Origin of the sequence: Flavobacterium sp. FlaQc-57, assembly GCF_044007395.1 — a bacterium.
Classification (GTDB): Bacteria; Bacteroidota; Bacteroidia; order Flavobacteriales; family Flavobacteriaceae; genus Flavobacterium.
In genome coordinates, this window is the sequence record NZ_JBIPDA010000004.1 from 398,069 (window position 1) to 413,195 (window position 15,127).

Here is a 15,127-nt window from a genome sequence, read left to right on the forward strand (position 1 = left end):
TTTTAAGATCTAAAAGATTTCTGAATTAACTCAGCTACTAATTTTCCTGAAATTAAAGCAGGTGGAACACCTGGACCGGGAACGGTTAATTGTCCCGTAAAATATAAGTTACGAACTTTTTTACTCTTTAGTTTTGGTCTTAAAAAAGCGGTTTGCAACAAGGTATTTGCCATTCCGTAGGCGTTTCCTTTGTACGCATTATAATCGGTTACAAAGTCTTGTTTGCAAAATGATCTTTTAAAGATAATATTATTTTTAATTTTTTGATTCGTAAGCTTTTCGAAACGGGAAATGATTTTTTCGAAATATTCCTCTCGAAGTTCTTCGCTGTCATTTATTCCGGGAGCTAACGGAATGAGGAAAAATCCGCTTTCCATTCCGGCCGGCGCGGCAGTTTCATCTGTTTTTGATGGAAAATTGGCATAAAATAAAGGTGCGTCAGGCCATTTTGGATTGTCGTATATATCAGCTGCATGCTGATTGAAATCGACATCAAAAAATAATGCGTGATGTGTAATGTTCTCTATCTTTTTGTTAAAGCCAACGAAAAACAAGAGCGATGAAGGGGCGAAAACGCGGCTTTCCCAATAGTTGGAAGAATATACTCGGTTTTCTTTTTCTAATAAAGTTTCGGTATGATGATAATCAGCACCACTTAAAACGATATCAGCTTTTATTGGTTTTCCGTCAATTATAATTCCGGTTGCAATTTTATCTTCTACAATTATTTTTGTTACCGGAGCATTAGTTTCAATTGAAACTCCAAGTTCTAAAGCGAGATTTTGGATACCGCGAACCACATCAAACATTCCGGTTTTAGGATGCCAGGTGCCTAATCCAAAATCGGCATAATTCATAAAATTATAAAAAGACGGTGTTTTAGTAGGTTTTGCTCCTAGAAACAAAACAGGAAATTCGAGAATCTGAATCAGTTTTTCGTTTTTAAATTTTTTGCGAATATCATTGCTGACAGTACCGCAAAACTGATCTAGTTTTAAGATTGTTTCGCGTGTGATTAATTCGAGCGGAGAAACTCCGGGACGATACACCAAGTCTTTAATCGCAATATCATAATTGCTTTTGGCTTGTTTAATGAAAGCTTCCAGTTGGTTGCCGCTTCCTTTCTCAATGTTTTCAAAAGTGCTTTTTATTTCTTCTAAATTATCATAAATATTGATGAAATCATCGACTCCAAAATAAACACGATACGCCGGATTTAGCTTTACAAGCTCATAATAATCAGCAGTTCTTTTGTCGAAATCCTGAAAAAAACGTTCAAAAACATCGGGCATCCAGTACCAACTTGGTCCCATATCAAAGGTAAATCCGTCTTTTTTGAACTGTCTGGCGCGACCGCCTATAGTTTCATTTTTTTCGTAAACGGTCACCTTGTTTCCTTGTTGTGCCAAGTAACATGCAGCGGCTAAAGCAGAAAAGCCTGATCCTATTATTGCTATCGTTTTTTTCATTTGTTTAACAAATATACAAAAACTTTAAACAAAAATTATAACATGCTAATTGTTTCTTCCATTGAGTCAAAAATCTTTATTCGTTCAGGTAAATTTATGTCGTCAATATACTCTGTCATATTACCCATTAACCAAATCTCATTGTTTTTTTGAAGCAATTTTTGTCCCATTGATTTTACGTATTGGTTGATTACACTACGATCAGGTTGAATGGTCATAAAAGAAACAAAAGTAATGTTCTCAAAATGCTTGGTTAAATCCTGCAAGTTTTCAATAGGCATACTTTCTCCTAAATAAATAGTTTTGTATCCTTTTAATAAAATCTCATATTGCAAATACAGCAATCCAATATTATGAATTTCATTTAAGGGCAATGAGAGTACAAAAACCCTATTGGTTTTGGTAGGTTTTTGAATTTGAAGATTCTCTGTATAAATTAATATTTTTTGTTTGATTAAATGACTCATGAAATGTTCATTTGCAGGAGTAATGGTCTCGGATTGCCATAGTAGACCTAATTCTTTCAATAAAGGAAGAAAATGGTCTTTGAAAACTTCTTTAAACGATTTTTCTGAAATCAGCCAATCAAAAGTGTTGAAAAATATTTCCTGATCAAAATTCATCATTGCCATCTTGAACGAAGTAATGGCATAATTCTGAGAGTTTTTCTTTGAAATAATTTCGCGTACTAATTGTGGAATTTTTTCTTCAGAATAGGTAGCAATTTTAGAAATTTTATACCCGTATTCATGAAGTAATGTTATGTTTAAAAGCTTTTGTAGATTTTGTAAATTATAAAGTCTAATGTTAGTATCCGTTCGCATTGGTTCTAAGATGTTGTATCTTTTTTCCCAGATCCGTATTGTGTGCGCTTTTATCCCTGATAAGTTTTCAAGATCTTTTATGCTGAAAACAGTTTTAATGTTGTTGATCATTATTGGCTATTTGGTAAACAAAAATAGAACAAAATATGAAAAAACGTTTAAAACTTGATTAAAATGATAGATTACTAGAGACTTACCGATTCGTAACTGTTTAATTTGTCTAAATGCAAGATCGTTTTTGAGTTGTCTTTACTTCTGTTGTACATGGTTTCGAATTTTGCGCCGTAAATTACTTCATCAAAAGTGTACGATGTTCTTGCGGCCACTGTATTGCTGAACATATCATCAAAAGTGGTAATGAAAACCAGTATTTCTCCATGTATTTTTCTGAAGTCTTCTTCGGTAAAATTATATAAAGGACTATTTTCTGTTATAGGATGTACTAATGTCCAGCTTAAAGAAAGTGCATTTATTCGATCTAATTCCAAATCTAAGCTGTAGAATTTATTGGTTTTGAATCCATTTTCTTCCACGCTCATTCCTAATGTGACTTTGGCTTTAGCATCGGTAAAATTGGTGTTTTTAAAAGGAGCAAGGCGAATCATCAGTGCTTTGTTTTCTCCATAAGGCGAAATCAATGCGTGATGAGAAAACTTTAAAAAGGCTGTTGGTTTACTGAATCTTCCAAAAAATAAACCCGTTGCAATGGCAAAACTCAATAAACCAATTAAAGCTTCGGCAGATGAAAGTGCACTAGTCAAAAAACCAGTTGGACTAATGTGTCCGTAACCAACAGTTGTAAAGGTCTGTGCGCTAAAAAAGTAGGCTTGTCCAAATTGCGTTAGGACACTTTGTGATTGTTCGATTCCGTCAAGATGTTCAATTCCGATTGCGTAATAGGCAATTGCAAAAACAAAATTGATTACAATATAAAAAGTAAACAAGATCGTCATGAACTTCCAGTTTGGCATATCAATCATAGTATGATACCAACTGATGCGGCGTAGCAAATGCATTCCTCTTTTCTCGATATTAGGAGTTCCGTTTTTATTTACAAATCGACCTCCGTAACTATTTGCATTGGTTCCAAAACCTGAGTTTTTATCGGTTTGCGCGTTATGGTTTATTTTTCTTAAAAGTGCCATTAAATTTGGTTTATAAAACAAATGTAAGGATATCTTTTAAATGAAGTTATGATACTATTGGAACGAAAAAAGCAATCTGTAAAATATCACTTTTACAGATTGCTTTTGTATTTATTGCTTGTCGTTTTTTACTATTTACAAAAAGTAGCTTTGTTTTTAATGGCGCTCTGGCTACCTAATTCAATTGCTTTAGAGAAATCTTTGCAGGCATTTTTCTTATCGCCTATTTTGTTATACGCTAATGCTCTTAGATTGTAAGCAATATAATCTTTTGGATTTAGACCAAGAGAAGCTGTACAGTCATCTATTGCTCCCTGATAGTTTTGTAATTTGTAGTTTACATTAGCTCTTCCTGTAAAAGCGTCTGCGTTCATAGTATCTAAATCGATTGTTTTGCTAAAATCGGCAAGAGCACCTTTTAGATCGTTTAGTTTTAGTTTGGCAACTCCGCGATTTTGATAAGCTTCCACAAATTTAGAATTCATGCTTATGGCTTTTGTATAATCGGCTATTGCACCTTTCGTGTTTCCGGCTTCGGCCTTTTTCATGGCTTTGTCAAAATAGCCAGTTGCAGATTGTGCCCAAGTAGAGCAAGTGATGATAAGAAATGATAGTAATAATAATTTTTTCATAAACCAATTTGGGATTAGGTTAGTAGGTTGTTTAAATCTGAAACGAATTTAGTAAAGTTTTGTTTTGTAGGGAAACTTCTTTTGTGAAATAACGATTATTTTCTAAAAATTATATTTGTAATAAAAAGGTTACTTTCGAAATTAAGTCATTAACTTAGCGTAGTTCTAATATTCTCTTCAAGACTATTTGTTTTAGTATGAAAATATATTCAACCCCAAATTGAATTTTTATTCGGCATTAATGTAAATTAATTTAATATGAAACAGGTCTATTTTTATTCGCAAGTGTTATTTTTTGGATTGGTTTTACTATCTGATAATACTACGATTGCTCAGGAAAAAACAAAGTATTTAGATGCAGAACAAAGTGATCCGATAAAAATGGGCTGGATGAAAGGTTCACCGCCGCCAGAAGATCGAATTCTTCGTTTTGAGGATGGAAGTTTTTTTCAGTTTCCCGGTCTTCGTTGGAGTGTTGCTCATATGCGTCAATTTGCACCTAGTTTAAATGTGTCCCGCGGACTTGAAGCTTCTAAACCATTATCATCAAGTATTAATAATGGTATTGATAAAGTCAAATTTGTACCTCTGGGGGAAACAAAAGCAATTACATGGGCTGAATCTCTGCAAAAAGTATATGCCGATGGTGTGATTGTTATGCATCGCGGAAAAATTGTATATGAAAAATACTTTGGCGCGTTGACTGTTGATGGGCAGCACGCCGCAATGTCTGTTACAAAATCATTTACGGGAACGCTTGGTATTATGCTGGTTAAGGAAGGGCTAATCGATCCTGAAAAACTGGTATCTCACTATGTTCCGGAGCTTAAAAACTCGGCATTTGGTGATGCTACAGTAAGGCAGGTGTTGGATATGACGACTTCTTTACAATTTAGCGAAGACTATGCAGATCCTAATGCTGATATATGGAAGTTCTCTGCGGCTGGTAACCCGTTGCCAAAACCAAAAGATTTTGATGGCCCCAAAACGTATTATGAATATCTTCCAACGGTTAAGAAAAAAGGAGTTCATGGTGAAGCTTTTGGATATAAAACGGTTAACTCAGATGTTATGGGATGGATTATTGCCAAAGTTACTGGAAAAACGGTAGCAGAGGTTTTATCTGAAAAAATATGGAGAAAACTAGGAACAGAACAAGATGGTTATTATTTGGTTGATGGAATCGGAACGCCTTTTGCCGGTGGTGGTCTAAGCCTTGGTTTGAGAGATTTGGCACGTTTTGGTCAATTAATTCTAAATGATGGTAAAGCTGGTGCTGAGCAAATTATTCCTAAATCGGCGATCGATGATATAAGAAAAGGGGGAAGTAAAGAAGCATTTGCTAAAGGAGGTTATCCTCTTTTAAAAGGCTGGAGTTATAGAGATATGTGGTGGATAACAAATAATGATCATGGAGCATTTTGCGCGCGTGGTGTTCACGGACAGGTTATTTACATAGATCCGAAAGCAGATATGGTTATTGTACGCTTTGCATCCAATCCGGTTGCGAGTAACGGTGCAAATGATCCTTATTCTTTGCCGGCTTATGAAGCTGTCGCGAAATTTCTTATTACTACTAAATAAAAGAGGTTTTCGAATCTCTGAAAATTAAAAATTTCTTTAAAAGCGATATGAAAAAAATAATTTTATTACTAAGCTTCTTTATTCAGGGTTTGGTTTTTTCTCAAGGTCACTACACGGGTTCAGCATTTAATCCAAACGATTACTTTGCTCCGCATCCGGGCTGGATTATACCTGTTTGGTACGGATATGCCGATATGAATTATTATAATGGTTCAGGTCATAAATCAGATCAATTGATCAATCCTGCACCCGGAAACCCAACTTCGCTTAGTATTTCGCAAAATGTGAAAACAGATTCTTTTATCTTGATGGCAATTTATGGAGGAAAAGGTAAAATACTTGGTGCTGACTGGGGAATGATGATGATTCCGATGATAAATAGCCCAACGGCAAATATAGCATTGGATTATTATTCTAGTCAAACCGGTTCCGGAACTTATGTTTTTACTAATAAAACAATTGGCTTTGGAGACTTATATATTCAGCCAGTTTGGCTTTCGTGGAAAAAAGATAAATGGACTTATGCCTTGAATTATGGTGTTTGGGCTCCAACGGGTAAGTATGAACCTCACGGACTGGATAATGGAGGTTTGGGTTATTGGTCTCATGACATACGATTGGCAGCCAGAGTAAAGCCAATTGCTAAATTAAGTATTAGTTTGGCGGCTACAATGGAAATCAATCAATGGCAGAAAGATATTGATTTTAAAGAAGGAAGCCATTTGACAATTGATTTTGGAGGATCGTATGGTTTGAATAATAGAGGAGATGAGGTTGGTTTTTTTAGTCATTATACAAAACAAGTTGGAGATGATAAAGGAACTAATGGCGGTTTCTTAACGGATCAAATTGCAGGTATTGGCGGATATGGTTCGTACTGGATTGTACCAAAGAAAATAGGTTTAATGGGCAGGATTACACAAAACTTTGCTGTCGAAAATAGATTTGGTGGAACTGCAGTTCAGGTTGGAGTCAATTTTTTGTTTTCGAGCGAAGAACATTGAGTTAAGAGTGTTTGAAAAAAAAAAGGGTACAAAGAAGATTTTTTCTACCTTTTTTTGCTGATCACGGTGGGATTTGAACTCACAGACCATCACGAAATGCTTCTTAAGATTGTGAAACTACGGTTTCTTTACGTCGCCTAAAAATAAAAAAAGGTCAAGTAAATTAATACTTGACCTTTTTTGTGACCCGACTGGGGCTCGAACCCAGGACCCCATCATTAAAAGTGATGTGCTCTACCAACTGAGCTATCGAGTCATTGCTATCAAGGAAAGTGTTTTGTTAAATCACAAATTTTGTGACCCGACTGGGGCTCGAACCCAGGACCCCATCATTAAAAGTGATGTGCTCTACCAACTGAGCTATCGAGTCATATTCTTTCCTTGAACGCGGGTGCAAATATAAGAAGTTATTTTTAAAATACCTTCTCTTCTGTAAAGTTTAATTTAAGGTTAAATTAATGCGTTGAAATAGATGTGAATACACAAAAAAAAGATAAACGACATTTTGTGTATTCTACCTTTTTTTATTGAATAAAGCTTACTTGACGGTTAAAAAAGACACGAAAAAAACTATTTTATCTCGAAATAGTTTTTTGTTTTTACGCCCCTGATGTTGCAGAATTCGAACTTTTTGTTGGAGTTGTTTGCAGGAATCATTGAGGCAAAGCCAATTAAATTATGAATGTCTTTTCGTTTATAAGTTATGAAAACGAGTATTTCGGCTAAACCGAAATATAATTAAAGCCAAAAATTTCGCCAAATTAATAAATTGCTTAAAATATGTGTTAATGGTATTCCTTATTCTATTGATGATATTTTTTCGGCTTTATTATTCCAAATTATTATATTTTGCTCCATACTTGATGTAATAATTCGGTCTCCTTGCTTGTTCCAGGAAACGCCCCATAAATAATCTTTAGAGTTTCCTTCTGAAATAAGTTTTCCTTTGGTGTCGAAAATTCTTAATGCATCACTTGCTGTTGCCAATCTGTTTCCTTTTGGATTCCAAGTTATATTTCTGTATTCACCTTTGCTAATATCAATTGACCTTAAAAGTTCAGCTTGTTCATTCCAATATTGAAGTAATGATTTATCTTGTCTGTCACCGTAGTCGTCTGTAATAAAAAAAGAGCCCGATTTGTGCCAGGCAACGCTCAATAACATCACTTCTTCTGTTCTGTGTTTAATTGATTTTAACAAATTTCCTTCAATATCATATAACCGTATTTTGTCTGAAACAGTTACTAATATATTCTTTTTGGGATGCCAGTCAACCGCAGTAATGCCTTTACTGTTTTCATTTTTAAAACGCCTTATTAAATTACCTTTTATATCATAAATCAATATTTGTCCGTCATTGTCAGCAACTGCTAAATATTCGCCTGTGTAATTCCAATCAATTCCTCGTGCTCCATCGGGTGAAATTCCGTTCAGTTTAATTCTTTCATTGGTATCCAAATTTATAATGCTTGATTTGTCTTCTGATAGTTGTGTTGCAACCGCAATAATGTTTTTTGATGGATGCCATTTTATGCGAGTTATTGTATTTTTTATTGGAAATGATTTGTATGATTTTAAATTCTTTTCGCTATAAATTTTCAAAGTGTCTAAGTTTCCACCAACAGCTATGAATTTCCCATCAGAACTCCAATCTGTGGTCCAGAGGATTTTTTTGTTAATGGTATGTTGTGCAAAAAGTTGATTATTGAATGCAGTTAGTAGGATTATACATTTCAGGAGTTTGTTTTTTATTTTCATAAATACCTTATTTATTTTCAATTCGTCTTTAAAAAATAGTATGATTTTTTGTTGTTTTATTTGTCAAATAGTAAATAATCTAAACTCCATTTTCCTGGTCCAATAAAAAAGAATAAAGCGAAATGTAGTGCAAATAAAAAAGGCAGTTCTCCATTAAAAATATCACCCCCACTCATAGTATAAATAACACCAACCATGACGGTAATTAATAGTGGTGTAATAAATTTAGTAAATAGACCGACGGCTAGTAATATTGCGCCTACAAACTCAATGATTTTGGCAGTATATGCAGAAAAAACCGGAAAAGGAAAATTTATTTCCGTTAGAAATTTAATGAGTATTTGTATATCAAATAATTCTAGAGAATGTTTGAATATATAAAAAGCTACAGCTATGCGGATAATGAAAACACCATTATTCCAAGTTCCATTTGACGTAAATACTTTTGCCATATTTGTTGATTTTATCCTGGCAAACCTACAGTCATTTTATGAATACAGTGCACCGTAGAGTGTAAAAGAAGTGTAAAAAAAGTAAAATTTTATTAAATCTATTTTTAGTAAGCTTAAAAAAAAATACTTTTGAATCATGAAACAAAAATACTTATTCGCCTTATTTATACCTGTGTTGGTTTTATTAACGATTTTTATTTATTTGGCTTTTCAGCAAGAATCAGATATTGAGAATCCGAAAAACGAAATAGTATTAAGAGAAATAGGTCATGAATTACTAAATAGCTCCAGGGATACTATTTCTAAAGTAATGCCGATAAAAATGTTGTCAGCAAATGAATTTCAAATTAGTTTTGAAAATGAATTTTCTTTTGAACCTGATTCGCTGGTTGCTATTGTTCAGAGAAATCTTAAGAAAAGCACCTTTCCAAAAGAATATTCTGTGAATGTGTTTAAGTGTTCAAATAAGGAAATTATCTACAGCTTTTTAATTTCATTGGATGATAAAGAAAGTATAATTCCGTGTATTGGTAGAAGCATGCCTGGTAATTGTTATGATATTACTATTAAGTTTGTTTCAAAAAGTAATGTTTTTTTAAATAATGAATCTGCCTTTTTTGTTGTTATAGTTTTAATCCTATTTATTCTGTTTTGGTATATATTTAATAGAAAAAAAGAAAAGACAATTCTAAAAAAAGAGTCTATAAAAAACATCCAAATTGGAAAATATTTTTTTTACTATGAACAACATTATTTTGAGTATGAAGGAGTGAAAGTTTTATTAACATCAAAGGAATCAAAATTGTTATACATTTTTTTCTCATCCCCTAATAAAATTATCGAGAGAAATGTATTGCAGAAGGAAGTGTGGGTAAATGACGGTGTAATAGTTACAAGGAGTTTGGATATGTTTGTTTCAAAGCTTCGTAAGAAATTGGATAAAGATCCTTTAGTAAATATTATTAATATTCATGGCATTGGGTATAAATTAGAAGTTGTTAATTGTTGAAATTAATTTGCAATAGCTGATTTGGCTGTTGCGGATTATTCGACAGAATGCAAATTAAATCCAACGAATTCGGCTCCAACATCGTTTACTTTATAATTTCTCATTTCTATTCCAAGTCCGTGATCTCCTTCAAATGTGCATTTGAAACAAATTCCAAAATAACCTTCATTTATTTTTGTTGCCATATGAATTGCTTTTGGTCTTATCATTGAATCAACAATTTGAACGCTATTGTTATTTGGATTAGGGTATTTAATGTCATCTTCAAATTCATTCAAATAATCGTTCCATAAAAAAGTATAGTAGTCAAAAACACCTTTTCGGATGTCTTCTATAAATGATTCTTGATTTCTAAGAATATAATCAATTGTTGATTTATGGATTTCTGAAATCTCTTCATTATCAATTATTAATTGACAATCATCACAATTAAAAATTCTAACTGGCAATCTACACACTAATTGATTATCACTAATTCTGAAGTTTGGATACGTGTAATTCTCCCATATATATTGATTTGGATATTCTCTTCTATGCCATTCATCAAATGTTTCTTGTGTGCTCATTTATTGTTTTTAAATTTTGGATTGCAACTCAATATGTATTTTTAAATCTATCACAATATTACGCATACCACTGAATTTACAAACTAAAAAATGAAAAAATTAGTTTTTCCCTATCTAACAGAAAATCAAATTACAAATTAAATAACTTTGGCGGAGTTCGAACCGAAATTTCCGGTAAACACTGATGTTCTAAAAAATTAAAAAGGCTGAAAAGAATTTTCGAATCATAAAAAAAGCCTGAGAATCTAGATTCTCAGGCTTTTATTTTTTTTTAAGTGACCACGGTGGGATTTGAACCCACACGCCCTTACGAGCACCACCCCCTCAAGATGGCAAGTCTACCGTTTCTCCACGTGGCCAAAAATGAAAAAAGGTCAAGTAAATTAATACTCGACCTTTTGTGACCCGACTGGGGCTCGAACCCAGGACCCCATCATTAAAAGTGATGTGCTCTACCAACTGAGCTATCGAGTCATTGCTATCAAGGAAAGTATTTTGTAAATCACAAAATTTTGTGACCCGACTGGGGCTCGAACCCAGGACCCCATCATTAAAAGTGATGTGCTCTACCAACTGAGCTATCGAGTCATATTCTTTCCTTGAATGCGGGTGCAAATATAAGGAGTTATTTTTGATATTTGCAAGCTATTTTATTATAAATTTGTCTTTTTTTAAACAAAATTTACAACGCCTTAGTTTATAGGTTATTATTAAAATGAAAAAGATTATATTATTAGGATATATGGGTTGCGGAAAGTCAACAATTGCGCAAAACTTATCAAAAATTACAGATATTCCGTTTTTAGATTTAGATAAATGCATCGAAAAAAGAGCAAATTTGTCGATAAATGAGATTTTCGAGCAGCATGGAGAAATTTATTTTAGAAAATTAGAGCACGAAATCTTCTTAGAATTGCTTCAATCTTCAGAAAATAGTATAATAGGTTTAGGAGGAGGAACTCCTTGTTACGCTAATAATCATGAATTATTAAAAAGCGAGAATGTTGTATCAATTTATTTAAAAGCATCAATAGATACTTTGTATAATAGATTGATCCATAATAAAAGTAAACGTCCTTTAATTGCGAATATGGAAGAAGAGGAAATGAGAGAATTCATCGCAAAGCATTTGTTCGACAGAAGCTTTTATTACAATCATGCGCAACATAAAGTTTCCGTTGATGATAAAGCGGTCGAAGAAACGGTTCAGGATATTTTAGAAATCTTAGCTTAAAAAAGCGTAGTTATCACCGTTTTCGTCAAAAACAACTTGTACGTGCTCCAGTAAAGATGTAGATAATGAAATCCCTTTGAAATCTGCCTTTACAGGATATTTTTTGTGATTTCTGTCTACAAGTACTGCCGTTTTGAACTTCTTAAGAGGAACGTCCAAGAAATGACGAACGGCATAGATTAAAGTTGTGCCTGAATTTAAGACGTCGTCAACCAATACTAATCCTTTGTTTTTATATTCTTCTTTAGATAATGAAGTGTGTATTGGTAACTGTGGATTTTGTTTGTCAACTTTAACTTCGCAAAGAGAAACTTTGAGTGTTGAAATGTTACTTAAAGCTAAAGCGATTTTTTGAGCAAAAATAGAACCGTTTGAAGCGATTCCTGCAATCACAATTTCTTCTTCGTCAACAAAAGTCTCGTAAATTTGATATGCGATACGTTTTATTTTATGTTCGATTTCCTGATTGGTTAAAATGATATTTTTGCTCATGATTTATTTTTTTGCTAAAGTACAAATTGAATTTTAGATTGTAGATTTTGGATTTCAGATTTTTAAAATTTATTCAACTTCGTCTTCGTCAAAAATTTCATTTCCGTATTCGTCAATATCTCTTCTGTCTTTTTTGGTTGGTCTGCCGGTTCCGCTTTTGCGATAATGTTCTTTCGATAGTTTTAATAACTCCAAGTGAGCATAAGCTTCTGCCGGGGTTTCGTTTTTTCTATAAATGTCAACAAGTTTTGCTCCCACACGATTTTCGGGAATATCAAGTACAGTGATGATTTGTGTAATTTGATCTTTTCGAAATGTTATTTTATCAGTAGGAAAAACCTCTTTTGACGGTTTGGCAACTTGCCCATTTACAGTAATATGGTTTTTTTTGCACGCTTCAGTTACCATGTTTCTGGTCTTGTAATAGCGTACGCACCATAGGTATTTATCTATTCTCATAATTTTTCTAAAATCAAAGTTAAATTCTTTACAAAAATAAATCAATATTGTATCTTGCGCACTTAAAAAATTAACAATAATGAATAAATTTAAATATTATTTTATTTTATTGCTCGCAGGTATTTCTTTGGTTTCTTGTAATAAAAGTGATGATGATGAAACTGTAACCGTTCCTGTAAGAGATTATAAAGAGCAATATAAAGCTGATAATGATTCGATTATCAAATATTTAAAGACTAATTATATCACTGTTATTAATAGTCCCGGAACGCTGCAAGATCAAGATGTGGTGATTAAAAAAATAGTTGCTGGTGATGGAAATGTTTCTATTTGGGATCAAACTACTTATCCTTTACAGTCGCGTGATGTATATAGTAATGATGTAACATATAAGGTATATTTTCTAACTTTAAGGAAAGGTGTTGGTAGTTCTCCTACGAATACAGATAAAGTTGTAACGGCTTATACAGGTACTATATTGGATAATACGGTTTTTGATACTTCTTACGGTTATCCTGTGGCTTTTAATTTGTTTCCTTATGCAACCGAACTTACGGTTATAGAGGGTTGGTCAGAGATTTTTCCGCAATTTAAAACCGGTACATCTACAACGGCTAGTAATGGTGTTATTTCGTATAAGGATTTTGGTGCAGGTGTGATGTTTTTGCCTTCTGGTTTAGGGTATTATTCTCAACCTCAGACAGGTATTCCAGCTTATAGTCCAATAGTTTTTAGTGTTAAGTTGTTTGATCTTCAGAGAATGGACAATGAGTTCAGTAATACTACTTCAGGAAGAGTTTTTATTGGTGATGGTATTCCTGATTATTTAGAAGATTTGAATAATGATGGTTATCTTTATGATTATAATTTAAATAAAACGAAGTATCCTAATCCTCCAGCTGACTGGGTAAAAGAAAATGATACAGATGGTGATGGTATTTCTGATTTTCTTGATTTTGATGATGATGGTGATGGTTTTACAACAAGATTTGAAATTACAAAGCCAACAGGAGAAATTGGTATTGTTAATGGGGTGAATTACGGAACCAGGTTGTTTTATCCGTGGGAACCAACTGTAGATAATCCTTTAACGCCAAACGTTGATGAAACAGAGCCAAGAGGAATTCCTAGAAGACCAACTGGTGCATTGGCAGATCCTTCAAAACCTGAATCTGCGACTAATGTTAAAGCTTTTTTACCAGAAGACTACACAGCTAATCCTAGATTAAGAATGCATTTGGATAAAACATATCCTATTAAGAAGAATTAAATTCTGATTTTATATAATAGCCTCGAAAGTGATTTCGAGGCTTTTTTTATACCTGAATTTTGAGACTTACTGCCTTTGGTTTATAAGATGCTTTCGGTTATTTAGTTATCTGAAGATATAGGGTCGGAAATATTTCTTTTAGACAGAAGTTGATAAAAAACAAAAAACCTCGAAAGTGATTTCGAGGTTTTTTTATAAGTAAGAAAACTGAAAATTATTTTCTTTTGATAACTCTTTCTACAGCTTCAACAATTGCTTGATTGTTTAATTTGTATTTTTCCATTAATTGCTCTGGAGTTCCAGATTCTCCAAAGCTATCTTGTACTGCTACAAATTCTTGTGGAGTTGGATTGTTTAAAGCTAATACTCCTGAAACGCTTTCTCCAAGACCTCCAAGGTAGTTATGCTCTTCTGCAGTAACGATGCATCTTGTTTTAGCAACTGATTTAAGAATTGCTTCTTCGTCAAGAGGTTTAATTGTATGGATGTTGATTACTTCAGCAGAAATTCCTTTTGCTTCAAGAGCTTCGGCAGCAATAAGTGCTTCCCAAACCAAGTGTCCTGTTGCTACGATTGTAACGTCAGAACCTTCGTTTAGTAAAATAGCTTTTCCAATTACGAAAGGTTCATCAGCTGGAGTAAAGTTAGCTACAACCGGACGTCCAAAACGTAAATAAGCTGGACCGTGATGATCTGCTAATGCTAGCGTTGCAGCTTTAGTTTGGTTGTAATCACAAGTGTTGATTACAGTCATTCCTGGTAACATTTTCATTAAACCAATATCTTCCAGTATTTGGTGAGTTGCACCATCTTCACCTAGTGTTAAACCAGCGTGAGAAGCACAAATTTTTACATTTTTATCAGAGTAAGCAACTGATTGACGAATTTGATCGTAAACTCTTCCTGTTGAGAAGTTAGCGAAAGTTCCTGTAAATGGAATTTTTCCTCCAATAGTTAAACCGGCAGCAATACCAATCATGTTTGCTTCTGCAATACCGATTTGGAAAAAACGCTCTGGGTGATTTTTCTTGAATTCATCAAATTTTAATGATCCAATTAAATCTGCACAAAGTGCTACAACATTTTCGTTTTTTTGACCTAATTCAGTCATTCCCGCTCCAAAACCCGAACGAGTATCTTTGCTTCCTGTATTTGTATATTTTTTCATTTTGTTTTTTTGCTATACGCAATAGGCTGTAGGCAATAGGCGTGAGGCTTACTACTTAAAG

The 15,127-nt window shown here is 33.4% G+C and carries 15 protein-coding genes and 5 tRNA genes; 5 read left to right on the plus strand and 15 right to left on the minus strand.

The genetic code is table 11. The features are described 5' to 3' along the window. Positions 1–2: 2 nt before the first annotated feature. From ACHRVZ_RS15245 to ACHRVZ_RS15260, 4 genes are all read right to left on the minus strand, one after another. Positions 3–1,469 carry a phytoene desaturase family protein gene (locus ACHRVZ_RS15245; protein ID WP_395423514.1) on the minus strand — a complete coding sequence of 489 codons (1,467 nt, stop codon included), beginning with the start codon at positions 1,467–1,469 and terminating at the stop codon, positions 3–5. Between the two features lie 35 nt (positions 1,470–1,504). Continuing rightward, positions 1,505–2,404, minus strand: coding sequence for a MerR family transcriptional regulator (locus tag ACHRVZ_RS15250; protein ID WP_395423517.1), 900 nt, complete (start codon positions 2,402–2,404; stop codon positions 1,505–1,507). 74 nt (positions 2,405–2,478) lie between these two features. Further along, complete coding sequence (locus tag ACHRVZ_RS15255; RefSeq protein WP_395423519.1) at positions 2,479–3,438, minus strand: ion channel; 960 nt, start codon at positions 3,436–3,438, stop codon at positions 2,479–2,481. A gap of 131 nt (positions 3,439–3,569) precedes the next feature. Then, positions 3,570–4,070, minus strand: coding sequence for a tetratricopeptide repeat protein (locus ACHRVZ_RS15260; protein WP_395423522.1), 501 nt, complete (start codon positions 4,068–4,070; stop codon positions 3,570–3,572). A 258-nt stretch (positions 4,071–4,328) separates the two neighbouring features. Here ACHRVZ_RS15260 and ACHRVZ_RS15265 point away from each other — a divergent pair, with 258 nt between their 5' ends. Next, on the plus strand, positions 4,329–5,654 hold the full coding sequence (locus tag ACHRVZ_RS15265; protein WP_395423525.1) for a serine hydrolase domain-containing protein: 1,326 nt from the start codon (positions 4,329–4,331) through the stop codon (positions 5,652–5,654). Positions 5,655–5,701: 47 nt separating this feature from the next. After that, on the plus strand, positions 5,702–6,658 hold the full coding sequence (locus ACHRVZ_RS15270) for a transporter (RefSeq protein ID WP_395423528.1): 957 nt from the start codon (positions 5,702–5,704) through the stop codon (positions 6,656–6,658). A gap of 183 nt (positions 6,659–6,841) precedes the next feature. On the opposite strand, the gene ACHRVZ_RS15275 is transcribed toward ACHRVZ_RS15270, so the two are convergent. From ACHRVZ_RS15275 to ACHRVZ_RS15290, 4 genes are all read right to left on the minus strand, one after another. Continuing rightward, positions 6,842–6,914: transfer RNA gene (locus ACHRVZ_RS15275), tRNA-Lys, on the minus strand. Between the two features lie 41 nt (positions 6,915–6,955). Then, a tRNA-Lys gene (locus tag ACHRVZ_RS15280) sits at positions 6,956–7,028 on the minus strand. Positions 7,029–7,456: 428 nt separating this feature from the next. Beyond that, positions 7,457–8,416, minus strand: a complete 960-nt coding sequence (locus ACHRVZ_RS15285; protein WP_395423530.1) for a WD40 repeat domain-containing protein — start codon at positions 8,414–8,416, stop codon at positions 7,457–7,459. Positions 8,417–8,472: 56 nt separating this feature from the next. After that, positions 8,473–8,868, minus strand: a complete 396-nt coding sequence (locus ACHRVZ_RS15290) for a DoxX family protein (protein ID WP_395423532.1) — start codon at positions 8,866–8,868, stop codon at positions 8,473–8,475. Positions 8,869–9,004: 136 nt separating this feature from the next. On the opposite strand from ACHRVZ_RS15290, the gene ACHRVZ_RS15295 reads away from it, so the two are divergent. Then, the gene (locus tag ACHRVZ_RS15295; protein WP_395423534.1) at positions 9,005–9,877 is read left to right on the plus strand and encodes a helix-turn-helix domain-containing protein; all 873 of its coding nucleotides are present in this window, start codon (positions 9,005–9,007) and stop codon (positions 9,875–9,877) included. A 35-nt stretch (positions 9,878–9,912) separates the two neighbouring features. On the opposite strand, the gene ACHRVZ_RS15300 is transcribed toward ACHRVZ_RS15295, so the two are convergent. The 4 genes from ACHRVZ_RS15300 to ACHRVZ_RS15315 form a co-directional block, all read right to left on the minus strand. Beyond that, complete coding sequence (locus ACHRVZ_RS15300) at positions 9,913–10,443, minus strand: DUF6985 domain-containing protein (RefSeq protein ID WP_395423537.1); 531 nt, start codon at positions 10,441–10,443, stop codon at positions 9,913–9,915. A 276-nt stretch (positions 10,444–10,719) separates the two neighbouring features. After that, positions 10,720–10,802, minus strand: a tRNA-Leu gene (locus ACHRVZ_RS15305). A gap of 42 nt (positions 10,803–10,844) precedes the next feature. Further along, positions 10,845–10,917: transfer RNA gene (locus ACHRVZ_RS15310), tRNA-Lys, on the minus strand. Positions 10,918–10,958: 41 nt separating this feature from the next. Then, a tRNA-Lys gene (locus ACHRVZ_RS15315) sits at positions 10,959–11,031 on the minus strand. Positions 11,032–11,158: 127 nt separating this feature from the next. Here ACHRVZ_RS15315 and ACHRVZ_RS15320 point away from each other — a divergent pair. After that, entirely contained in the window at positions 11,159–11,677 is a 519-nt protein-coding gene (locus ACHRVZ_RS15320; protein ID WP_395423539.1) for a shikimate kinase, read from the plus strand. Here ACHRVZ_RS15320 and ACHRVZ_RS15325 read toward each other — a convergent pair. Both ACHRVZ_RS15325 and ACHRVZ_RS15330 read right to left on the minus strand, forming a co-directional pair. Then, positions 11,669–12,169, minus strand: coding sequence for a phosphoribosyltransferase domain-containing protein (locus ACHRVZ_RS15325; RefSeq protein WP_395423540.1), 501 nt, complete (start codon positions 12,167–12,169; stop codon positions 11,669–11,671). The genes ACHRVZ_RS15320 and ACHRVZ_RS15325 overlap by 9 nt on opposite strands. 69 nt (positions 12,170–12,238) lie before the next feature. Further along, on the minus strand, positions 12,239–12,628 hold the full coding sequence (locus ACHRVZ_RS15330; RefSeq protein ID WP_395423541.1) for an RNA-binding S4 domain-containing protein: 390 nt from the start codon (positions 12,626–12,628) through the stop codon (positions 12,239–12,241). Positions 12,629–12,707: 79 nt separating this feature from the next. On the opposite strand from ACHRVZ_RS15330, the gene ACHRVZ_RS15335 reads away from it, so the two are divergent. Beyond that, complete coding sequence (locus ACHRVZ_RS15335) at positions 12,708–13,898, plus strand: FKBP-type peptidyl-prolyl cis-trans isomerase (protein WP_395423544.1); 1,191 nt, start codon at positions 12,708–12,710, stop codon at positions 13,896–13,898. 214 nt (positions 13,899–14,112) lie between these two features. On the opposite strand, the gene ACHRVZ_RS15340 is transcribed toward ACHRVZ_RS15335, so the two are convergent. After that, positions 14,113–15,066: a transketolase family protein gene (locus tag ACHRVZ_RS15340; protein ID WP_395423545.1), complete on the minus strand. Its 954-nt coding sequence runs from the start codon at positions 15,064–15,066 to the stop codon at positions 14,113–14,115. Positions 15,067–15,127: the final 61 nt, after the last annotated feature.

Bases quoted from the DNA above. Each gene is read 5' to 3' on its own strand.
- ACHRVZ_RS15320 (WP_395423539.1), top strand. From the start codon at position 11,159: ATGAAAAAGATTATATTATTAGGATATATGGGTTGCGGAAAGTCAACA.
- ACHRVZ_RS15325 (WP_395423540.1), bottom strand. From the start codon at position 12,169: ATGAGCAAAAATATCATTTTAACCAATCAGGAAATCGAACATAAAATA.
- ACHRVZ_RS15245 (WP_395423514.1), bottom strand. From the start codon at position 1,469: ATGAAAAAAACGATAGCAATAATAGGATCAGGCTTTTCTGCTTTAGCC.
- ACHRVZ_RS15260 (WP_395423522.1), bottom strand. From the start codon at position 4,070: ATGAAAAAATTATTATTACTATCATTTCTTATCATCACTTGCTCTACT.
- ACHRVZ_RS15270 (WP_395423528.1), top strand. From the start codon at position 5,702: ATGAAAAAAATAATTTTATTACTAAGCTTCTTTATTCAGGGTTTGGTT.
- ACHRVZ_RS15330 (WP_395423541.1), bottom strand. From the start codon at position 12,628: ATGAGAATAGATAAATACCTATGGTGCGTACGCTATTACAAGACCAGA.
- ACHRVZ_RS15265 (WP_395423525.1), top strand. From the start codon at position 4,329: ATGAAACAGGTCTATTTTTATTCGCAAGTGTTATTTTTTGGATTGGTT.
- ACHRVZ_RS15295 (WP_395423534.1), top strand. From the start codon at position 9,005: ATGAAACAAAAATACTTATTCGCCTTATTTATACCTGTGTTGGTTTTA.
- ACHRVZ_RS15255 (WP_395423519.1), bottom strand. From the start codon at position 3,438: ATGGCACTTTTAAGAAAAATAAACCATAACGCGCAAACCGATAAAAAC.
- ACHRVZ_RS15340 (WP_395423545.1), bottom strand. From the start codon at position 15,066: ATGAAAAAATATACAAATACAGGAAGCAAAGATACTCGTTCGGGTTTT.
- ACHRVZ_RS15300 (WP_395423537.1), bottom strand. From the start codon at position 10,443: ATGAGCACACAAGAAACATTTGATGAATGGCATAGAAGAGAATATCCA.
- ACHRVZ_RS15250 (WP_395423517.1), bottom strand. From the start codon at position 2,404: ATGATCAACAACATTAAAACTGTTTTCAGCATAAAAGATCTTGAAAAC.
- ACHRVZ_RS15335 (WP_395423544.1), top strand. From the start codon at position 12,708: ATGAATAAATTTAAATATTATTTTATTTTATTGCTCGCAGGTATTTCT.
- ACHRVZ_RS15290 (WP_395423532.1), bottom strand. From the start codon at position 8,868: ATGGCAAAAGTATTTACGTCAAATGGAACTTGGAATAATGGTGTTTTC.
- ACHRVZ_RS15285 (WP_395423530.1), bottom strand. From the start codon at position 8,416: ATGAAAATAAAAAACAAACTCCTGAAATGTATAATCCTACTAACTGCA.